Origin of the sequence: Halopseudomonas maritima (assembly GCF_021545785.1) — a bacterium.
Classification (GTDB): domain Bacteria; phylum Pseudomonadota; class Gammaproteobacteria; order Pseudomonadales; family Pseudomonadaceae; genus Halopseudomonas; species Halopseudomonas maritima.
Genome location: NZ_CP079801.1, coordinates 403,726 through 422,562 on the forward strand (window position 1 = coordinate 403,726; position 18,837 = coordinate 422,562).

Consider the following 18,837-nt stretch of genomic DNA (forward strand, 5'->3'; position numbering starts at 1 on the left):
GGCCCTGCGGCGGCTCTTCTAGGGGCACAGAATAAATTTTGCCCGAAGATAAAACAAAGGAATATTATTCATAAAACAGATAACCAACTGGAATTCGAGATGGACACAGCAAATCTGCAAGCCTTCTTAGCGGTTGCCGATACCGGCTCGTTCTCGCGGGCGGCCGAACAGCTGCATCTGACCCAGCCAGCGGTCAGCAAGCGTATTGCCATGCTGGAACAGCAGCTGGATGCGCGCCTGTTCGATCGCATCGGCCGTCACGTCTCGCTGACCGAGGCCGGCCTTGCCCTGCAACCAAGGGCCCAGCAGGTGCTCAGCCTGATGCATGATACGCGCCGCGCCTTGAGCAATCTATCGAGCGAGGTGTCCGGCCGTCTGAGTATCGCCACCAGCCACCACATCGGCCTGCATCGCCTGCCACCGGTGCTGCGCGAGTTCACCCGCCGCCACCCGCAGGTGTCCTTTGACATCCAGTTTCTGGATTCGGAGGTCGCCTACGACAAGGTACTGCATGGCGAGATTGAACTGGCTGTGATCACTCTGGCACCGGAGGTTGCACCACCGGTGATGAGCGAACTGATCTGGGATGATCCACTGGATTTTGTCATCGCGCCGGAACACCCGCTTGCCCAGCAGCGCAACCTGCAACTGTCCCAGCTGGCGGGTTACCCAGCGGTATTTCCGGGCACCAACACCTTTACCCACAAGGTGGTGAGCGACCTGTTCGAGCAGTATCACGTCCAACCACAAATCAGCATGAGTACCAACTATATGGAAACCATCAAGATGATGGTCGCCATCGGCCTGGCCTGGAGTGTGCTGCCGCGCAGCATGCTTGATGCCCAGGTCAGCGTGCTCGACCTGCCAGACATCCGCTTGGAGCGTCGCCTGGGCTGCATCTGGCACAGCGGACGGACTCAGTCCAACGCGGCGCGGGCATTGATCGAGCTACTACGCGCAGCCCGCACCAGTGATCAGAACAGCAGTTAACCACTCGGCTGGTCGACCAACGGCACCGCCACCTCACCTTGTTGAGCCGCCCACCAGCGACTAAGGTTAACAGGTAGCGCTGCCCGTCAGCGGGCGCCCCAGTGCGTGCGCCAGGGGGGCCGGCACCGCGCAGCCAGGACAGGCAGCGCCTGCCCGCATACAGGACGATGCCAGGTGCATGCGTGCAATGATTCGATGCACTGCGCACAAGGAAACAGCCGGGCAACGAGGTCGCCACCTAACGGGGCTTTGCCTGGCAACGAGGGGTGCCACTCAGGCACTCATAATGGACAAGGACCTCATGCCAGGCACAACCGACGTCGCATCTCCGGACGCCAACCGTGACGGAGACTCTTCCTTCCAGCTGCTATTTCACGGCATGCCCGGCCCTGCGCTGCTGGTAGACACGCAAAACGAACACATCCTCGACCTCAACCCGGCCTTTGCCCAGGCCCTGCAATACGACCGCGACGCGCTGCTGGGACAGCACGCGGGGCGTTTTCCTTTTTGGGGGCACCCACGCCGCTGGCGAGCCCTGATCCGCAGCCACAGCCGACAAGGCCCGCTGCACCAGCACCCTATTGACCTGCTGCGCCGGGACGGCACCCTGTTGTGCTATCACCTCAGCACCATCAGCCTGAGTGGCAGCGGCCGCGCCCGCCTGCTGATGTGCCTGCAGCCGCGTACCGAAACCGACGCCGACCATAAAGCCGCGCAGCGCTACCACCAGGCCTTCATGCACAGCGGCGAAGCCCAGTTGATCGTTGACCTGAACAGTCGCCGTCTGCTGGAAGCCAACCCTCGCTTCGAGCGCCTGACCGGACTACCGGCCAGCCAGCACCGTCTGCGCACGCTGGACGAACTAGGCTTCCTGCCAGCCGACACCAGCGATTCGCTATTTCACCGCGTGCTTGCCGAAGGCGCCCTGGAGCACGAGCAGATCCGCGTGCAGCTGCCCGGCGGCCGGGCCTTCGAGGTGCTGTTGTATGCACGCATCGTACAACTCGACGGGCGCCGCTGCCTGCTGATTACCGCCCGCGACATCACCCATCAGCTAACACGCGACCGTGCGCTGGAAGAAAGCCGCACGCGCCTGAAGATGGCGCTGGATGCAGGACAGATGGGCATCTGGGACTGGCAGATTCGCAGCGACTCACTGCACTGCTCTGCCCGCAGTGCAGAGCTGCACGGCTACGCCGCAAACGACTGGGACGGCTCATCCGGCCACTTTCTACGCAGCGTTTTGCCCGAAGATCGGCGCGCCATTCGCCGCGCCTACGTTGCCATCTGCCGCGGCGGACAACCGCGCTACCAGCTCACCTACCGGGTGCTTGCCGGCCAACAACTGCGCTGGTTGCAAGCCACTGCCACACTACACCTCGATGAGCACGGCCGGCCGGCCCGCATGGTCGGCACACTGATGGACATCAGCGATCAGCGCCGCAACCAGACCGCCCTGGTAGAAAGCGAAGCCAAATTCGCCATGCTGTTTCAGAACGCCCCCGACCCCTACTGCCTGGTCCAAAGCCAGGGCCAGCGAATCATCGAGGTCAACCAGAGTTTCGCCCGGACCTTTGGCTACCCCGCTGCCAGCCTGATCGGCCGCACCCCCGAAGACATTGGCCTGTGGAGCCACCACCCAGCGCACCAGAACCTGCAGATGGCAGCACGCGGCGAGCGGGAACTGCGCGACTGCGCGGAGACTTTCGCCACCAACAGCGGCCGCGTGCTGCTCTGCGAGATCGCCACCACTCGCCTGCGCATCAATCATCAGCAGTGTGTGCTATTCAGCTTTCGCGACATCACCGCTCGCACCCAGGCAGAATCAGCGCTGCGCGCCTCCGAGGACAAGTTTGCCCGTGCCTTTAAAGGCAGCCCCGACTCAATCAGCATCAGCGAGCTGAAAACTGGCCGTTACCTGGAGGTCAACGACGGCTTCTGCCGCCTGAGTGGCTATCAGGCAAACGAAGCCATCGGCCGCACCTCCCTGGAGCTCAACCTGTGGGCCGATAGCTCCGAGCGCAAGGAGCTGGTACAGCTGATGGCACAGCATGGCAGCGTACACCACCGCGAGATGCGCATGCGCGCTCGCGACGGTCATCAGTTGATGGTCGCGGTGTCCGCCCAGCCGCTAACCCTGGACGGCCTTGACTGCATGCTATTGACCGTGCGCGACATCACCGAGCAAAAACGCATAGAAGCCCGCGTCAAGCACCTGGCCTACCACGATGCCCTGACCAACCTGCCCAACCGCCTGCTGCTCAGTGACCGCCTGAGCCAACTCAACGCGCTGTATCAGCGGCACGCCCTGCGCGGCGCCTTGCTGTTCTTTGACCTGGACCATTTCAAGCACATCAACGACTCCCTTGGCCACTCCTGCGGCGACGCCGTGCTGCAGGAGGTGACACGTCGTCTGCTCAGCCGGGTACGAGCCGAAGACACGGTGTCGCGCCTGGGGGGTGACGAGTTCGTTGTGCTGCTCAGCGGCTTCAGTAGCAGCGGTGCCGCTCTGGCGCAGGAGGTGGAGCGCGCCGCCCGCGAACTGCTGGTTGCCATCTCGGCCCCCATGCAGGTCGAAGGACACACCCTGCAACTGAGTGCCAGCATTGGCATCGCCCTGATTCCCGACCATGGCGACAGCGCAGAAGACCTGCTCAAGCGGGCTGATATCGCGCTATACCGCGTCAAGGAGCGCGGCCGCGACGGCATCGCGTTCTTCGAGCAATCCATGCAGGTGGCCGCCAGCGAGCGCCTGGCCATTGAGTCCGAGCTGCGTCGCGCCATCAGCGAAGGACAGTTCTGCCTCTACTATCAGCCACAGTTCGACTACCGAAACCGCCGTATTCAAGGCGCCGAATCACTGCTGCGCTGGAACCATCCCAAGCGCGGCCTGATTGGCCCCGGCGCCTTCATTGATGTACTGGAACAAAGCAGCCTGATGCTGGAAGCCGGTCGCCAAATCCTCCACCAGGCCTGTGCCTTCATCTCGCGACTGCTGGACCAGGGCCTGATCGACTCGCAGTTCAGCCTCAGCGTCAACATCAGCCCGCGTCAGTTCCGTCACGCCAGCTTTGTCGACGACGTGCTGGGCGCCATCAATGAGTACCAGGTGCCTACCAGCTGCCTGAATCTGGAAATTACCGAAGGCATCGTCATCGAGAACATCAACGACACCATCGACAAGATGAATGTGCTGCGCAGCCACGGCGTGCACTTTGCCATCGACGACTTCGGTACCGGCTACTCATCGCTCACTTATCTCAAGCGCCTGCCGGTCGATTTGCTGAAGATAGATCAGTCCTTTGTCAACGAATGTACCCACAACGCCAACGATGCCGAGATCATCCGGGCCATCATCGCCATCGCCTCAAGCCTGCACCTGGGGCTGATCGCCGAAGGGGTTGAAGAGCAGGCACAACTGCATTTTTTATACAGCCAGGGCTGCGAGCAGTTCCAGGGCTACCTGTTTGGTCGGCCGATGGAGGCCGAGCAGTTCAGCCTGCTACTGAGCAACCCACCGGACTACGATCAACTGTGAAGGAAAGCCTGATGAATTGCGCAGACCCGCTGACCTTCATCAGCGCCGTCTGAATCGCCAACCGGATCACAAAGCCGCCCGACGCGGCAGGTGTGGCGGAACCGCCTGCACACTTTTGTGTCCATAGATGCATGGACCGCAGCAGCGTGCTGCGGCATCAGGTCATAGACACAATAGGAGCAATCATCATGAACAAGTCTATGTTGACGGGTATTCTGGTCGGTGCCGCCGTCGCCACGGCTGGCGGTGCCATTGCCGGTTACACCGCCTTTGCGGATAAAACCCCTACCGAGGCTGAAGTTCTTGATGTCGCCGAAATCAAGGAAACCCAGCGCACTCCGCGTGAGGTCTGCAACGACGTAGCCGTCACCCGCCAAAAGCCGGTGCAGGATCAAAACCGCATTCTCGGCACCATCGCCGGGGCGGTAGTGGGTGGCGCCCTGGGCAACCAGGTTGGCGGTGGTAGCGGCAAGAAGATCGCCACCGTAGCTGGTGCCGCCGCAGGTGGCTACGCCGGTAACCGCGTGCAGGAAAACATGCAGAACAACAGCACCTACACCACCACAGAGCGCCGCTGCGAAACCGTTTACGACAGCCACGAAAAAGTGGTTGGCTACAACGTCCAATACCGCATTGGCGATGAGACCGGCAGCGTGCGCATGAGCCACGATCCGGGCAGCAGCATCCCACTGCGCGATGGTCAGCTGGTGCTGAGCAGCAACTGATCAACTGAGTGCAACAGAAAAGCCGTGGCGCGAAAACGCCACGGCTTTTTTGATTGCGACAAGAGCACACCGCCCAACACCCCTGCCCCACGCAGGCGGCCCCTCCTTCCGGGCCGCGAAAAGCCTGACTACTCCAACGCCTCCGCACTCTCGCGACACAACTGCAGCCAGCGCTCCACACCCGCACTGCGAAACTTCTGTCGGTGCAGGGCAAAGTAAAAACGACGGTGAAAGTTACGTTGCGGCACCGGCAGCGGCACCAGGCGCCCACGATTGAAAGCGTCCACCAGCGTGATCTCAGACAGACACCCCAGCCCCAACCCAGCCTCCACTGCACGCTTGATCGCCTCGGTATGCTGCAGCTCCAGCTTGATATCCAGACTGGACAACAGCCCGTGCATGGCCCAGTCGAAGTGCTGACGTGTGCCGGAGCCAGACTCGCGGACCACCCAGGCCGCGCTCAATAAATCCTCATCAGACAGCCAGGGCTTGCCGGCCAGCGGATGGTCTGGCGCGCAGAACACCACCAGCTCGTCATCGCGCCAATGCACCATATCCAGATCAGGATGGCGGCTTTCTCCTTCGATCAGGCCAAGATCGAGTTCAAAGTTAGCCACCTTGCGCACAATGGCCTCGGTGTTGCCCACCTCCAGCTCGACACGGGCGCCCTCTTGCTCGCCCATGTAGCGCGCCATGATTTCTACAGCCAGGTAGTTACCGATGCTCAGGGTCGCCCCAACCCTCAGGTGCCCCGTGCCCTGATGCCGGGCCAGCGCACCTTCGAGGTTGCGCGCCTGTTCCAGCAGCGCCTGGGCCCGGGGGCGGATACTTTCCCCCAGAGCGTTGAGCTGCAGTCGCTTGCCAACCCGATCAAACAACTGCACGTCGAACTGGCTTTCCAGATCCTTGAGCGCGCTACTGGCCGCGGACTGCGACATCGACAGGCTGGCGGCAGCCCGCGTCAGGTTTTCGTAATGCGCCGTGGCCAGAAAAATCTCCAATTGGCGCAAGGTGTATTTCATAATCGATTTTACCGAATAGCTATATAAGAATAATTCTCTTTAACACAAAAGCGTACCGCGCGTAGACTCGCCTCCCAAGAGATGTTCACTTCTGGAGGCGTCATGGCAGGTTTCAACACCGAAAAGGTACTTAGTGTGCACCACTGGACAGACACCCTGTTCAGCTTCAAGCTCACCCGTGATCCAGGTTTTCGTTTCAAGAACGGACACTTCATCATGATTGGCCTGGAAGTGGAAGGTCGCCCCCTGATGCGTGCCTACAGTATCGCCAGCCCCAACCACGAAGACACCCTGGAGTTCTTCAGCATCAAGGTACAGGACGGCCCGCTGACCTCGCGCCTGCAGAACATTCAGGTGGGCGATCAGATCATGATCAGCCGCAAGCCCACCGGCACCCTGGTGCTGGATCATCTGATTCCCGGTCGCAACCTGTATCTGCTGAGCACCGGCACGGGCCTTGCGCCCTTTATCAGCATCATCCAGGACCCGGAGACCTACGAGCAGTACGACAAGGTAATCCTCACCCACGGTTGCCGCAACGTGCGCGACCTGGCCTATGAAGAGCTGATTACCGAGACGCTGCCGAACAACGAGTTCTTCGGCGATCTGGTGCGTGAAAAGCTGATCTACTACCCCACCGTCACCCGCGAACCGTTCCGCAACGAAGGCCGCCTGACGGATCTGATGAGCAACGGCAAGCTGTTTGAAGATATCGGCCTGCCGACGTTCGATCTGGAGCAGGACCGCTTCATGCTCTGCGGCAGCCCCAGCATGCTCAAGGACTGCTGCGAAATCCTCGACGCCCACGGCTTCCAGGAAGCCCGCCACGGCGACCAGGGTCACTACGTGATCGAGCGCGCCTTCGTCGAGAAGTAACCCCCGCGTTAATACAAAAGGCCCGGTGCGTATCTCACGCACCGGGCCTTTTTGCTAACTGCAGCCAACTAGGAGGTACTGCTCTTGGGCCCGGCCACAAACCAGATAATCAACCCCAGCAGCGGCAGCAGCACCACCAGCAAAATCCACAGCAGCTTGGCGCCGGTACTGGCACCACTTTGCAAAATGTTGATGATGGCCCAGATATCGCCAATCAAAATCAGCAAACCAACCAGCCCACCGCCCGTATTGAAGTTCATGCAGCCCCCTCTTTTTTATGTGTCGCCCCAGTATAGGAAGCAAAAACCAATCTCGCCGTCAAATTTCCAAGGGCGCCAGGTTTACCAGCGTCGACACCGCAACGGGGGCATAGATCAACGCGTTTTCGTTGTCGGCAGTATCCACCCAGCAGCCTGTCTGGCCTGGCGTCGGCAAGATGCACTGCTGCAGGCCAGCCGGCAGTATCAAGCGGTCGCCCGCCCCTAGCGCAAGCAGCAGCACCCAGCCCTCACTAGCCAGGCAAAGTCGCACATGCCCCTGCTCTATCCGACGTTCCAACGCGCCGCAAGCAAAGACCTCGGCAGCGTCGATGCGCTCATCCGGCTGCTCATAGGCCGGCGCACCACGGCGCTCGTGCCGCTGCTGAACGCCAACCGCTGCCGGCGCCCCGTCCGCCAGCAAGGTGATGCCGTTAGCGGACAACTCAGCCCGGATATCCTGCTCGTGAGTCAGTACTCGGCGCGGACAGAACAGATCATCCGCGCTATAGACCGCCAGTATGCTCATCCAGCCCCCTTGGTTGATTGGTCACGCAAGCGCATCAGCAACAACAGCATGCCGGCGAAGGCCGCCAACGCGGCAGCTGCGAAAGTCAGCGTGGGGCCCAGGCCTGCCCAGGCGTAACCAGAACACAGCGCGCCCAGCGCCCCACCAATACCCGCCAGCGTGGCATAAAGTGCCTGCCCCTGTCCCTGATACCTTTCGCCAAAGCGTTGCTGAACCAGATGGATCGAGGCCACGTGAAAAGCGCCGAAGGTTGCCGCATGCAGTACCTGCGCAAACAGCAGCACCGCCAGATTGTCAGCCAACTGCCCCAACAGCAGCCAACGCAGCGCCGCCAGGCCGAAACTCACCACCAGCAACTGTCGCAGAGTGACCCAGGTCAGCAGCCGATGCATGAACACAAACAGCACAATCTCGGCCAGTACACCGAGCGCCCAGAGCATGCCGATCAGTCCGCGGCTGTAGCCGAGCGCCTCCAGGTGGATACTGAGAAAGGTGTAGTACGGGCCATGCGATAGCTGCATCAGTGCTACCGCCACAAAGAACGCGGGCACACCCGGCTGACGCAAACGGCGCATAAAGCCGTCCCCTGGGATGGCAGTGGTTGCCGCCTGCCTCGGCGGCTGCGGCACCAGCGCGCTGCACAGCACAATCAGCAGCATGATGCCGAACATTGCCAGCGGATAGGCTCCCATGCCAAGGCGCTGCAGCAGCAGGCCCAGCAGCACCACGGTGAGAATAAAGCCGACCGAGCCCCACAGCCGCAGCTGACTGTAGCGCGCCGACTGGGCGCCCAGGTGAGCCAGTGTGATGGCTTCAAACTGCGGTAGCACGGCATGCCAGAAAAAGCTGTGCAGCGCCATGATCGCCGCCAGCCACCAATAGTCCTGACGCAGAAAGATGCCTGCGAAAAACACCGCTGTGAGCAGCGCGCCCACCCGCACGATCAGCAACCGCTGCCCGGTGGCATCGCCCAGCCAGCCCCACAGGTTGGGCGCGATACAGCGCATCAGCATGGGGATTGCCACCAGCTCACCAATGCGCGCCGGCGCAAAACCCAGTGACTCGAAATACAGGGACAGGAAAGGCGCCACACCACCCAACAGGGCAAAGTAGGCGAAATAGAAACCGGACAGCCGCCAATATGGCAGCTGCCCCGCAGTCCGGACGCTCACGCCAGTGGCCGGCTTACAGCTGCCCCAGTACCGGGGTGCTGACCTTGACGTCAGCGTTCTGTGCGCGGTGACGCAGCAGATGATCCAGCAGCACCAACGCCATCATCGCCTCGGCAATCGGTGTTGCGCGAATACCCACGCAGGGGTCGTGACGGCCCTTGGTAATAACGTCCACCGGCTCGCCATTCACGTCGATGGAACGACCGGGGGTGGTGATGCTGGACGTAGGCTTGAGCGCCAGGCTGGCGACAATCGGCTGACCGGACGAGATACCGCCGAGTACACCACCGGCCTGATTGCTGACAAAGCCTTGCGGCGTCAGCTCGTCACGGTGCTCAGTACCGCGCTGGGCAACAGAGGCAAAGCCGGCACCAATCTCGACACCCTTGACGGCGTTGATGCTCATCAGCGCGTAGGCCAGTTCGGCATCCAGACGGTCGAAGATCGGCTCGCCCAGCCCCGGCGGCACACCCTCGGCAACCACGGTGATCTTGGCACCCACCGAGTCCTGATCACGGCGCAGCTGGTCCATGTAGGCTTCCAGCTCGGGGATCTTGTCCGGATCTGCGCTGAAGAAGGCGTTATCGTTCACGCCGTCCCAGCTTTTGAAGGGAATCTCGATCGGCCCCAGCTGGCTCATGTAGCCGCGCACCTGAATGCCCTGGGTAGCCAGGTATTTCTTGGCAATGGCGCCAGCAGCAACGCGCATGGCGGTTTCCCGCGCCGAAGAACGGCCGCCGCCACGGTAGTCGCGCAGGCCGTACTTGTGGTGGTAGGTGTAGTCGGCGTGGGCCGGACGGAACAGATCCTTGATCGCCGAGTAGTCCTTGGACTTTTGATCGGTATTGCGAATTAGCAAGCCAATCGGGCAGCCGGTGGTCACCCCCTCAAATACCCCGGACAGAATCTCGACCTCATCGGCCTCCTGACGCTGGGTGGTGTGGCGGCTGGTGCCGGGCTTGCGGCGGTCCAGATCACGCTGCAGGTCTTCGCCGGACAGCGGCAGACCGGGCGGGCAGCCATCAACAATGGCGACCAGCGCCGGGCCATGACTTTCGCCAGCCGTGGTGACAGTGAAGAGGGTACCGAGCGTGTTTCCAGACATACCAAGAACCTGAGCTAAACGTGGGCAGTGCGGCAGTATACCCGCTGGCCGTTGGCGGTGACAGCCTGCGGCCCGGCGGGTAGGCTACGCCCTCACCTTCAATGCCGGAGCCACCATGAGCGAGCTGCTGCCGTTATTGCTACCCGACAACCTGGCTCCGCACTGGGCGATGATCCTGATCCTGGCAGCCGCTCTCACCTCCGCCGTGACCGCTGCGATGGGCGCCGGCGGTGGTGTCATGTTGCTGGCGATCATGGCCCTGATCATGCCGGCTGCGGCGATTATCCCTGTCCACGGCATGGTGCAGCTGGGGTCCAACGCCAACCGCGCACTGATGACCTGGCGCCACATCAACCTGCGGGTAATCGCCTGGTTCGCGCCGGGCGTGGTGCTGGGCGCACTGGCGGCCAGTGTGCTGTTGGTGCGCCTGCCGCTGGCAGTGGTGCAACTGAGCATTGCGCTGTTTATCTTGCTGCTGTGCTGGGGCCCGGCCATCCCCAAGGTCGCCACCGGCCCGATAGGCACCCTGCTCGCCTCAGTGATAACCAGCTTTCTCAGCCTGTTTGTCGGTGCCACCGGGCCGTTGGTAGCCGCCTTCATTAAGCAGCAACAAGCACACCAGCGGTTGCAGACAGTGGCCACCTTTGCCGCCGCCATGAGCTTGCAGCACCTGCCCAAGGCCTTTGCCTTCAGCGCCGCCGGGTTTATCTTCCATGATTGGCTCGCCTTGATGGCTGCCATGATCGCCGCTGGCGCACTCGGCACCTGGCTGGGCCTGCACCTGCTCAAGCGCATGAGTGATCGACACTTTGGACGGCTGTTCAACCTGACACTCAGCCTGCTGGCCGCTCGCCTGATATGGGAGGCTCTGCGTAGCGGTTGGTGACATTCATTACAGATTACCGTCATCCGGCCGATACAGGCTGGAGAGGTGCGTAAGCACCTGAAGTCCCGTAGTCGCGTAGTCCCAGGGTGAACGCATGACCTCAACTGACGTATTGGCCGACAGCAACAACCCGGAGCAAAGCGCCCCGAGGGACCCGTTCGCCCGCACCAAACCGTCGGATTCCTACTGGGTACAGCTCAAACCCGTATTCAAGGCGCGCATCCTGGTACACCCGGAAAAGCTCGCCCAGATCGCAGTGACCCAGGAGCAGGCGGGCGTGCTGGAGCTGCTGCGTCTACAGGTGCGATTTGAGGGTGAGCCACTGCCCGAGGCTGGCAATCGCATGGAAGTGCTGGTGGACCACAAACGCCGGCGGGTGCGCTTTGGCCCCGTCGAGGGCGTGCACATTCAGCCAGCTCAGCGCGGGCTGGGCACCTTCATGCTGGCACAGCTGATTCACTGGTGTCAGCGCTACTGCGGTGACTACGCCGTTACGCCTATCACCTTGCGCGCCACCGATGCCGCCACTGAAGACGCGCGCAAAGCACGCGATGCGATCCTCAGCCACGCGGGCTTTATCATCACCCCGCTGGACGCCGCGGCCGGTACCGCCCTGGCCCAGGCCAACCGAGTCAACGACCTGATTGGCAGCTGGAACACCGAGCGCATCCAACCGCTGCAGGTCAACACGCTACTGGCCCAACTGCGCGAACATGAAGGTCTGAACCAGAAGCAGAGCGCCCAAATCAATCAGCTGGAGTCTGCCATCGCCAGTTACAAGCGCGCTGACCTCGGCAACCGTTTCGCCATCGGTTGCCTGATCGTGTTTTCGATCTTTCAGGCGCTCATGCTGCTATGGGTGGTGCTGCACTGATCAGCCGGCAAACAGCGCCTGAAAATGGCGACACTGCTCGGCGCTGAGCACAAACACCCCGTGGCCGCCATGACGGAACTTGACCCACTCAAAGTCCACCTCGGGCCACTCGGCCATCACATGCACCATGCTGTTACCCACTTCAATCACCAGCACACCGTCTTCACTCAGGTAGTCCGCTGCCTCAGCCAGCATGCGGCGTACCAGGTCCAGACCGTCCTCCCCCGCTGCCAGGCCCATCTCCGGCTCGTGGCGGTACTCATCCGGTAGCGTATCCATGTCTTCGGCATCGACATAGGGCGGGTTGCTGACGATCAGATCAAACCGCTCGCCGGCCAGCCCATCAAAGCCGTCAGACCAACGTGCCTCTACCCGCTCGGCCAGCGCGTGCAGTTCGACATTCTGCTCAGCCACCGCCAGCGCGTCAGCCGACAGATCAGCCAGCACCACCTCGGCCTCCGGAAAGGCGTAGGCGCAGGCAATACCAATGCAGCCGCTACCGGTGCACAAATCCAGAATGCGCGCGGGTTCGCGCTCCAGCCAGGGCTCAAAGCGCCCTTCAATCAGCTCGGCGATAGGCGAGCGCGGCACCAGCACACGGTCATCCACCACAAAGTCCAGCCCGGCAAAGCGCGCATGGCCTGTCAGGTAGGCCGCCGGCATGCGCAGGCGGATACGCTCTTCCAGCAGCGCAACCACGGCCTCGCGCTCTTGCTCGGTTACTCGACACTGCAGGTACTCCTGCGGCGTTTCCCAGGGCAGATACAACGCGTGCAGCACCAGCAGCCGCGCCTCATCCCAGGCATTGTCGGTGCCGTGCCCAAAAAACAGCTCAGCCTGATGGAAGCGGCTAACGCCCCAGCGGACGAGATCCTGAATGCTGTGCAGTGCAGAGTGTTCGCTCATGGATAATCCTTGTTCAGTACAGGCGGCCATTCTACCTCGGCGCGCGCTGGCGACCAGCAGGCTGGCAACATCCGCGGTAACGCAGGGGCTCATTCGCAAGCGGCTGCTGGTACACTGCGGTTTTGCACGATGGCCAGCAGCATGACACAGGATTTCTCCTCCGACGACGATCTCGACCTTTTCCGCCAGGCCGTGCAGGGCGCCAAGCGCTTGAAGCACGACCGCGCCGAGGTCGGCAAAGCGCCCCGCGACCGCGCCAACATCGCTGCCAGTCGCCAACGCGCCACCCTCAAAGACAACGCCATTGTGGTGGATGGCCTGTCTGATCAGTTTGTCATTGATGTCGACCCAGAGCAGGAGCTGGCCTGGGCAGCCAACGGCGTGCAGGATGCCCAGCTGCGCAAGCTCAAGCTCGCCCAGATCCCTTTTGACGGCTCGATTGATCTGCATGGCATGAGCATCGAGCGTGCGCGCGAGCTGCTCTGGGACTTTCTGGCCGAAGCGGTGAAGCAGGAGATTCGCTGTGTGCGAGTCACCCACGGCAAGGCCCGTCGATTAGATGGCCGCAAGCCGCTGATGAAGAGTCACGTTAATACCTGGCTGCGCCAGCACGACAAGGTTCTGGCCTTTACCTCGTGCGTCGCACGCCACGGCGGCACCGGCTCGGTGTATGTGCTGTTGCGACGGACCATGCTGGAGGGGCGCGACGACTGAGCGCTATCAGTCACTCGCCGTTTTAACATCGCGCTTGAGTACCAGCACCACCAGATAGAGCAGCGAGAACGGCGGGATAAACGCCAGCACAAAGCCCAGAATCGAGCCCAGTACCGGCGTTTGCGTCTTGCGTACGCTGAGGTAAGCCGACAGCCCCGTTGCCAGCACAATCCAGCCGGCCAGTACCTGCCCCAACAGCGCGATATTGATATTCATGGCGCCCCTGCTCCCTGCCTGTGCGAAAGACGCCACCCTGCCTGAACCAGCCCGGCGGCGCAAGCAGGGCGCTAGTCGGTAAAGCCTACGAAGTTGGCCACATCGGTCACCTCGCGGCGCCGCGATACCACCGCATTGGCCGGGAAGCTGTCATCGGGATAGCCCATTGCAACGCAGATAATGATCACCTGATCATCCGGAATGCCCGCATGCTCGCGCACCACCGGTGAATGCATGATGCCCTGGCTGTTGACCACACAGCCCAAACCGCGTGACCAAGCCGCGTTGACCAGACCATTGACCAGCGCGCCGCAGTCAAACTGAGCGATATCGCCCTCACGCAGATCGCGGTCGTAGGTCACCACGATAGAAACCGGCGCATCAAATTGACGAAAGCCACGCAATACCCAGTCCTGTCGCTTCTCCTTGTCGTCCCGGGCAATACCCATGGCCTCAAACAACTGCACGGCGATCTCTACCTGGCGTTGGCGATGCAAGCCTTCGTAGCTGCCGGAGTCACGGGTTTCCTTGGAGGGTTTTACCCCGGTCACCATGCGCTCGGTATTCTCGGCGCGAATGCGGTCTAGCGGCTCACCTGTCAGCACATGAAGGTGCCAGGGCTGAGAGTTCATCGACGATGGCGCGCGCGTCGCCAAACCAATCACCTCTTCCAGCACGCTGCGCGGTACCGGCTCAGGTTTGAATGCACGAATACTGCGCCGTCCCAACACCACCTCGTCGTAATTCACCACCGTTCTCCTCATTACTGTGCGCCGACTATTGCTGAGCGCCGACGTTAGCACAGCACCCACCCGGCTTGGCGACGGTCAGCAATCGGCTATGCAGGGGTATTCAGCAGACCAAGAATGGCGCACCTTAGCGCTCAGCCCATCTGGTTAAACCAAATACGATTGCTAAACGGATCAACCACACCAAAGCCCTCGTCTCCCCAGGCGGCCACCTCCAGGCTGGGGCGGCAATAGGCATACTCACGGCCTTGCAACTCGGCCAGCAAAGCGCGTGCATCACTCACATTCACAAACAGCTTGCTGCCCGGCGTGCAGTCGCCAGAATGCTCGCTCAGATGCAGTACCAGACTGCCCTTGGATACCTGCATGTAAATCGGCAAACCCGGCTCAAAGCGGTGTCCAGAGTCATGCCGAGAAAATCGAGGTAAAAATCACGCGCCTTCTGTTCATCAAAAATGCGCACAATCGGGATGGTCTGAAAATCCATTAGCCGCGCCTTGTTGGCAACGCCTGTTGAGAAAGTCCAGAGTTTAACCTGCGCTCAAGCAGACAGCTTGAGCACGGAGCGCTGCAACGCGCTGAATGCACCACCAACAGCGCGCATTATCCTGATGGCGCTCGCGCTCAGCCTGACGTTCACTGTATGCGCCCCCTGCCAAACGAGACGCCCCATGCAGCAACATCACGACCGCCCAAACATGCTGATCACCGTGCTGTGCGCCATGCTCAGCGCACTGGTCGTGATTGGCTTTGGCCGCTTGGCCTACGGCGTGATTCTACCCTCAATGCGCGCTGACCTCGGCCTGAGCTATCAGCAGGCCGGCATGCTCAGTACCGTGACCGCGCTCAGCTATGTCTGCTTTGTGCTGGCCGGCGGGCTGGCGGCCGCTCGCTGGGGCGCCAAGGCATCGATTCTATTCGGCATGCTCACCGTACTGTTTGGCTTCACCGGGCTGGTCTGGGCCTCGAACTTCTGGCTGGCGGTGCTCTGGATGGGGCTACTGGGCTTTGGCTCAGCCTTTGTGTTCGCCCCCATGGTGTCGCTGCTGGCCTCCTGGTTCCCGGAGCGGCGCGGCCTGGCCATTGGCGGCATGAGCAGTGGCGTAGGCATTAGCACACTGATTACCGGCATGCTGGTGCCCTACCTGCTGGCCCAGTTTGGCAACCAGGGCTGGCGCATCAGCTGGGGGCTGTTTGCCGTCGTTGCGCTGCTGGTCACGGCGCTGATCGCCCTGTATATCCGTAACCCGCCGCAACCGGCACAAAGCAGCAACGGCAAACTCTCAGCCCTGGAGAAACAGCGCATCTACCGCAACCCGCGCGTGCTAATCGTCGCCTGCGCCTACGGCGCCGTGGGCCTGGGCTATATCGTGCAAACCGTGTTCATGGTCAGCTACATGGCAGAAAGCGGCCACAGCGCTGCGGTGGCCGGGCGTTACGTGGCGCTTATGGGGTTGTTATCGATTGGCGCCTCGCCGGTGTGGGGCTGGCTGTCGGACTATACCGGGCGCGGCACCGCACTGGCCCTGTCGCTGCTGATGGTGATCGGCGCCATGGCGCTGCCGCTGATCGACCAGTCCCTACCCTACTTCTTTGTGCATTATCTGCTGATGGGGATTTCAGTGAACGGCGTGTTCTCCATGGTGCAGACCAGCGCCACCGAACAGGTCGCCCCGCGCTACATCCCCGTCGCCTTCAGCTTTGCCACCCTGTTCTTCGCCGTGGGCCAGTTTCTTGGCCCGGCCATCGCCGGCTGGCTGATCGAAACCACCGGCGGCTTTGTCGCCGCCTTCGGCTACACCATCGCAGTGCTGAGCGTGGGCTTTGTGCTGGCAGTGCTGATCAGCCGGTTTCCGGATCAGGTGGCGGTGGATGAACTTGAGTGACGAAATAACCCGGTGCAACGCAAAGGGGCCCGTGCCCTGCTGAAGTTTGCGTAAGCTTAATCTAACCCCACATATTGCGTATCCACACACCTGTCATCCTCGCGCAGGCGAGGATCCAGACGGGCTCCGGCGCCTCGAAAACTGGCGTCACGAAAACTAACGCATGGCCAAATCAGCATGTCTGCTGAAGTGCAGCGGAGGCATACGGCATTGAGCCACGGAAGGAAAAGGCGCGGGCTGCATCCGCCGGGCGAAACAGCCACACAATAGCATTACGACGATTGTGGCATCGCACACAGCTCAAGCGTCCCGCCCTGCAAGTACACCGGGTGCAACGCTAATAATTGATGCAGCTCGCTTACATCTTCCGCTTCAAAACGCATAAAGCCCGCAACGCTATCGGTGGTCGCGCGGACACCTTTGCTGCCGATCTGGGCAGCCCCTGCGATTTCGCTGCCACCCAAAAACAGCCCGCTCTGATTTGCCGCCGCAAAAAAAGCATCCCACTGCGCCGTGGCGGGCAGGTCTGTGTTGTTGTGGATGAAGAGGATGTATTCCATGGCTTTGGCCTGCGTGAATTTTATCTGCCCGATCTTATCCGAGCTTTTGCCAGCCACCTTCAGCCGAGAGGCAAAAGGCAAGACCTGCCCCCAGAGTGTGTGTGTTATGGCGAAATGGACTTAACGATGTGTTTTAAAAGTTCATCTTCTGACACCTCCAGTCCAGCCAAATTTAATGTACCGTTTTTCTCCTTCGCAATATGTCTGGCGAGATGCACGAACAGCCCAGTGAATATTTCCGTATAGCGAGTTATTAGCTCAAAGAGCTCTTCAATAAAAGCCATGCGTTCCTTTTCATCCACCCCTCTGGAAATATACTCTTTATGAAAATTGTGAACAAATGTGTTTCGCATAACCAGTAGTTTCGAAAACTCATCAGTATCAAATACGGGTATTTCCTTCCTAATTGCAGCCATTAGGGTTCCGAGAGTCTGTTTATACGAAACTGACAAGTTTAAAACATCTTCTATTTTCAGGTTCTTTATAGAAGAATGTCGAGCCTTTGCCTCAGCGTCAAACAAAGAAATGCAGATTTTAAGAATGATTTCAAAATACTGAATCTTTACTAAAGTCTTTCCATAAGCAGCAAACTCATTCTCTAGTATGTTCATTTAGCCCCTACTTCCGTGAACAAAAGGCTGACTCGTAAGCTATCGCCAATGTTTGAGCCATAACCGCCCCGCTAAACGGCGAGCGTTAGCGAGTCCGGTGTAGGCCACGTTTTTTTGTGGCCGAAACGAATTTGAGCGGCTTGTTAAATCCATATAGATAGATCTGCATCAAACCCCGCCTTTTTTCGGGAATGGGCATGCGCAATGGCGATACCAACACTTGTCAATTCGAGGCTATTGAACGCAGACTTGCTTGCATCTTCAATGAATTTTTCAAATTTTGGGCAAATCGATTTAAGATAATCAGTAGCTTCCTTTCTGTTCATCATATTTTGATTATTTATCTGGATAAGTTTGGTTGTGCCTTCCTCCGAAATACCGTTCCTGGTACAAATAGTTTTTATCACCTCGTCGTCCATACCACCAGCCTGGAAAAGATTGATATTGTGAGGGTTAGGAATGACCACGCTCCAAATATTAGGATCATTTTCAGCTATGTCATTTAGCATGTCACGCTCAAAGCCCTTACTGAATATAGCCTTGTAAGTTTGCATCAGGATATTTACGACATCTCTTGAACCAGTTCTTATTGATGCACAACCAACATACTCAAGATGCCGATAATTGGAGTCTTTTTCGCCTACCGCATCGGAGAAGATAAGTACTGCATTATTTAAGTAATCGGCGAACATCTGAGGATTTCGAATATTAAGCCTTCTTGTGTATGCGAAGTTGAAACAACAGGACAAAATATCCAGCTGTGTAGCATTTAATTTGGGAGCGATTGATAGAGATTCATTAAGTACAACTTGCAGAAGACTTCGTTCCTCCTCTTTGGAACGATCAACCAATATGTCTACCAGAATATCTCCTAGCTCTTTATCTCCGCATCGCGCATATTCTTTTTGGGCTTGGAATAGTGAATGCTGGAAATCAGGATCTTCTGAGGCTTTTAGACCTTCTGGATTTTTTTTCGCAAGTTCTTCTAGAAATTGGTCAGTTATCTCTTTTGCTCTTTCATCAGCCGTTTCTTTGGCTATACCTGCAAGCTTGTAAAAATTTCCCTCAAAGACCTCAAGAGCGATCTCTTTGACGTGGGCTATTGAAAGACCTGCATTGACTGTAAGATTTTCTGCTTGGACATTTACGGAATGATCACCACCCTTTTGGGATGTCTTATTTATCTCCATGATCTTCGTCCTTAGGTGACACTGAAAAATC

Annotated in this window: 19 protein-coding genes and 1 pseudogene; 8 read left to right on the plus strand and 12 right to left on the minus strand. The window is 59.5% G+C overall.

Annotation, left to right across the window (positions count from 1 at the left end; genetic code table 11):
* Nucleotides 1-99: 99 nt before the first annotated feature.
* The 3 genes from HV822_RS01790 to HV822_RS01800 all read left to right on the plus strand — a co-directional run bounded on the left by HV822_RS01790 (nucleotide 100) and on the right by HV822_RS01800 (nucleotide 5,253).
* The gene (locus tag HV822_RS01790; protein WP_238871957.1) at nucleotides 100-990 is read left to right on the plus strand and encodes a LysR family transcriptional regulator; all 891 of its coding nucleotides are present in this window, start codon (nucleotides 100-102) and stop codon (nucleotides 988-990) included.
* A 301-nt stretch (nucleotides 991-1,291) separates the two neighbouring features.
* A complete protein-coding gene (locus HV822_RS01795) occupies nucleotides 1,292-4,528 on the plus strand; it encodes a bifunctional diguanylate cyclase/phosphodiesterase (RefSeq protein WP_238871958.1) in 3,237 nt (1,078 codons plus the stop codon).
* A gap of 188 nt (nucleotides 4,529-4,716) precedes the next feature.
* Nucleotides 4,717-5,253 carry a glycine zipper 2TM domain-containing protein gene (locus HV822_RS01800; RefSeq protein ID WP_238871959.1) on the plus strand — a complete coding sequence of 179 codons (537 nt, stop codon included), beginning with the start codon at nucleotides 4,717-4,719 and terminating at the stop codon, nucleotides 5,251-5,253.
* Nucleotides 5,254-5,381: 128 nt separating this feature from the next.
* Here HV822_RS01800 and HV822_RS01805 read toward each other — a convergent pair whose 3' ends face one another.
* Entirely contained in the window at nucleotides 5,382-6,275 is an 894-nt protein-coding gene (locus tag HV822_RS01805; RefSeq protein ID WP_238871960.1) for a LysR family transcriptional regulator, read from the minus strand.
* Nucleotides 6,276-6,377: 102 nt separating this feature from the next.
* Here HV822_RS01805 and HV822_RS01810 point away from each other — a divergent pair, with 102 nt between their 5' ends.
* Nucleotides 6,378-7,151, plus strand: coding sequence for a ferredoxin--NADP reductase (locus HV822_RS01810; RefSeq protein ID WP_238871961.1), 774 nt, complete (start codon nucleotides 6,378-6,380; stop codon nucleotides 7,149-7,151).
* A gap of 68 nt (nucleotides 7,152-7,219) precedes the next feature.
* On the opposite strand, the gene HV822_RS01815 is transcribed toward HV822_RS01810, so the two are convergent.
* From HV822_RS01815 to aroC, 4 genes are read right to left on the minus strand one after another with little or no spacing between them, the layout of a single operon-like run.
* Nucleotides 7,220-7,411 (minus strand): PLDc N-terminal domain-containing protein, encoded by a 192-nt coding sequence (locus HV822_RS01815; protein ID WP_238871962.1) that lies wholly within the window; start codon nucleotides 7,409-7,411, stop codon nucleotides 7,220-7,222.
* Between the two features lie 58 nt (nucleotides 7,412-7,469).
* Nucleotides 7,470-7,937, minus strand: coding sequence for a hypothetical protein (locus HV822_RS01820; RefSeq protein WP_238871963.1), 468 nt, complete (start codon nucleotides 7,935-7,937; stop codon nucleotides 7,470-7,472).
* Nucleotides 7,934-9,109 carry an MFS transporter gene (locus HV822_RS01825; RefSeq protein ID WP_238871964.1) on the minus strand — a complete coding sequence of 392 codons (1,176 nt, stop codon included), beginning with the start codon at nucleotides 9,107-9,109 and terminating at the stop codon, nucleotides 7,934-7,936. Before HV822_RS01825 ends, HV822_RS01820 begins: the two co-directional genes overlap by 4 nt.
* A 13-nt stretch (nucleotides 9,110-9,122) precedes the next feature.
* Complete coding sequence (gene aroC, locus HV822_RS01830; protein ID WP_238871965.1) at nucleotides 9,123-10,214, minus strand: chorismate synthase; 1,092 nt, start codon at nucleotides 10,212-10,214, stop codon at nucleotides 9,123-9,125.
* A gap of 115 nt (nucleotides 10,215-10,329) precedes the next feature.
* On the opposite strand from aroC, the gene HV822_RS01835 reads away from it, so the two are divergent.
* On the plus strand, nucleotides 10,330-11,100 hold the full coding sequence (locus tag HV822_RS01835) for a sulfite exporter TauE/SafE family protein (protein WP_238871966.1): 771 nt from the start codon (nucleotides 10,330-10,332) through the stop codon (nucleotides 11,098-11,100).
* Between the two features lie 94 nt (nucleotides 11,101-11,194).
* Nucleotides 11,195-11,974, plus strand: coding sequence for a hypothetical protein (locus HV822_RS01840; RefSeq protein ID WP_238871967.1), 780 nt, complete (start codon nucleotides 11,195-11,197; stop codon nucleotides 11,972-11,974).
* On the opposite strand, the gene prmB is transcribed toward HV822_RS01840, so the two are convergent.
* Entirely contained in the window at nucleotides 11,975-12,880 is a 906-nt protein-coding gene (gene prmB, locus HV822_RS01845; RefSeq protein WP_238871968.1) for a 50S ribosomal protein L3 N(5)-glutamine methyltransferase, read from the minus strand.
* Nucleotides 12,881-13,021: 141 nt separating this feature from the next.
* Here prmB and HV822_RS01850 point away from each other — a divergent pair, with 141 nt between their 5' ends.
* Complete coding sequence (locus tag HV822_RS01850; protein WP_238871969.1) at nucleotides 13,022-13,594, plus strand: Smr/MutS family protein; 573 nt, start codon at nucleotides 13,022-13,024, stop codon at nucleotides 13,592-13,594.
* A gap of 6 nt (nucleotides 13,595-13,600) precedes the next feature.
* Here HV822_RS01850 and HV822_RS01855 read toward each other — a convergent pair whose 3' ends face one another.
* From HV822_RS01855 to HV822_RS01865, 3 genes and pseudogenes are all read right to left on the minus strand, one after another.
* Nucleotides 13,601-13,810: a hypothetical protein gene (locus HV822_RS01855; RefSeq protein ID WP_238871970.1), complete on the minus strand. Its 210-nt coding sequence runs from the start codon at nucleotides 13,808-13,810 to the stop codon at nucleotides 13,601-13,603.
* Between the two features lie 71 nt (nucleotides 13,811-13,881).
* Nucleotides 13,882-14,559: a nitroreductase gene (locus HV822_RS01860; protein ID WP_238871971.1), complete on the minus strand. Its 678-nt coding sequence runs from the start codon at nucleotides 14,557-14,559 to the stop codon at nucleotides 13,882-13,884.
* Between the two features lie 134 nt (nucleotides 14,560-14,693).
* Nucleotides 14,694-15,046 (minus strand): annotated as a pseudogene (locus HV822_RS01865) (glyoxalase superfamily protein).
* A 184-nt stretch (nucleotides 15,047-15,230) separates the two neighbouring features.
* Here HV822_RS01865 and HV822_RS01870 point away from each other — a divergent pair.
* Nucleotides 15,231-16,445 carry an MFS transporter gene (locus HV822_RS01870; RefSeq protein WP_238871972.1) on the plus strand — a complete coding sequence of 405 codons (1,215 nt, stop codon included), beginning with the start codon at nucleotides 15,231-15,233 and terminating at the stop codon, nucleotides 16,443-16,445.
* Between the two features lie 272 nt (nucleotides 16,446-16,717).
* On the opposite strand, the gene HV822_RS01875 is transcribed toward HV822_RS01870, so the two are convergent.
* From HV822_RS01875 to HV822_RS01885, 3 genes are all read right to left on the minus strand, one after another.
* Nucleotides 16,718-17,086, minus strand: coding sequence for a hypothetical protein (locus HV822_RS01875; RefSeq protein ID WP_238871973.1), 369 nt, complete (start codon nucleotides 17,084-17,086; stop codon nucleotides 16,718-16,720).
* A gap of 23 nt (nucleotides 17,087-17,109) precedes the next feature.
* Complete coding sequence (locus tag HV822_RS01880) at nucleotides 17,110-17,616, minus strand: hypothetical protein (protein WP_238871974.1); 507 nt, start codon at nucleotides 17,614-17,616, stop codon at nucleotides 17,110-17,112.
* 143 nt (nucleotides 17,617-17,759) lie between these two features.
* Nucleotides 17,760-18,806: an LPO_1073/Vpar_1526 family protein gene (locus tag HV822_RS01885; RefSeq protein ID WP_238871975.1), complete on the minus strand. Its 1,047-nt coding sequence runs from the start codon at nucleotides 18,804-18,806 to the stop codon at nucleotides 17,760-17,762.
* Nucleotides 18,807-18,837 lie beyond the last annotated feature (31 nt).

What these genes read in the sequence shown, in the direction of transcription:
- HV822_RS01835 (WP_238871966.1), top strand. Translation starts at nt 10,330, where the DNA reads ATGAGCGAGCTGCTGCCGTTATTGCTACCCGACAACCTGGCTCCGCAC.
- HV822_RS01855 (WP_238871970.1), bottom strand. Translation starts at nt 13,810, where the DNA reads ATGAATATCAATATCGCGCTGTTGGGGCAGGTACTGGCCGGCTGGATT.
- HV822_RS01805 (WP_238871960.1), bottom strand. Translation starts at nt 6,275, where the DNA reads ATGAAATACACCTTGCGCCAATTGGAGATTTTTCTGGCCACGGCGCAT.
- HV822_RS01790 (WP_238871957.1), top strand. Translation starts at nt 100, where the DNA reads ATGGACACAGCAAATCTGCAAGCCTTCTTAGCGGTTGCCGATACCGGC.
- HV822_RS01850 (WP_238871969.1), top strand. Translation starts at nt 13,022, where the DNA reads ATGACACAGGATTTCTCCTCCGACGACGATCTCGACCTTTTCCGCCAG.
- HV822_RS01840 (WP_238871967.1), top strand. Translation starts at nt 11,195, where the DNA reads ATGACCTCAACTGACGTATTGGCCGACAGCAACAACCCGGAGCAAAGC.
- HV822_RS01870 (WP_238871972.1), top strand. Translation starts at nt 15,231, where the DNA reads ATGCAGCAACATCACGACCGCCCAAACATGCTGATCACCGTGCTGTGC.
- HV822_RS01795 (WP_238871958.1), top strand. Translation starts at nt 1,292, where the DNA reads ATGCCAGGCACAACCGACGTCGCATCTCCGGACGCCAACCGTGACGGA.
- HV822_RS01880 (WP_238871974.1), bottom strand. Translation starts at nt 17,616, where the DNA reads ATGAACATACTAGAGAATGAGTTTGCTGCTTATGGAAAGACTTTAGTA.
- HV822_RS01885 (WP_238871975.1), bottom strand. Translation starts at nt 18,806, where the DNA reads ATGGAGATAAATAAGACATCCCAAAAGGGTGGTGATCATTCCGTAAAT.
- HV822_RS01820 (WP_238871963.1), bottom strand. Translation starts at nt 7,937, where the DNA reads ATGAGCATACTGGCGGTCTATAGCGCGGATGATCTGTTCTGTCCGCGC.
- HV822_RS01815 (WP_238871962.1), bottom strand. Translation starts at nt 7,411, where the DNA reads ATGAACTTCAATACGGGCGGTGGGCTGGTTGGTTTGCTGATTTTGATT.
- HV822_RS01810 (WP_238871961.1), top strand. Translation starts at nt 6,378, where the DNA reads ATGGCAGGTTTCAACACCGAAAAGGTACTTAGTGTGCACCACTGGACA.
- HV822_RS01800 (WP_238871959.1), top strand. Translation starts at nt 4,717, where the DNA reads ATGAACAAGTCTATGTTGACGGGTATTCTGGTCGGTGCCGCCGTCGCC.
- aroC (WP_238871965.1), bottom strand. Translation starts at nt 10,214, where the DNA reads ATGTCTGGAAACACGCTCGGTACCCTCTTCACTGTCACCACGGCTGGC.
- prmB (WP_238871968.1), bottom strand. Translation starts at nt 12,880, where the DNA reads ATGAGCGAACACTCTGCACTGCACAGCATTCAGGATCTCGTCCGCTGG.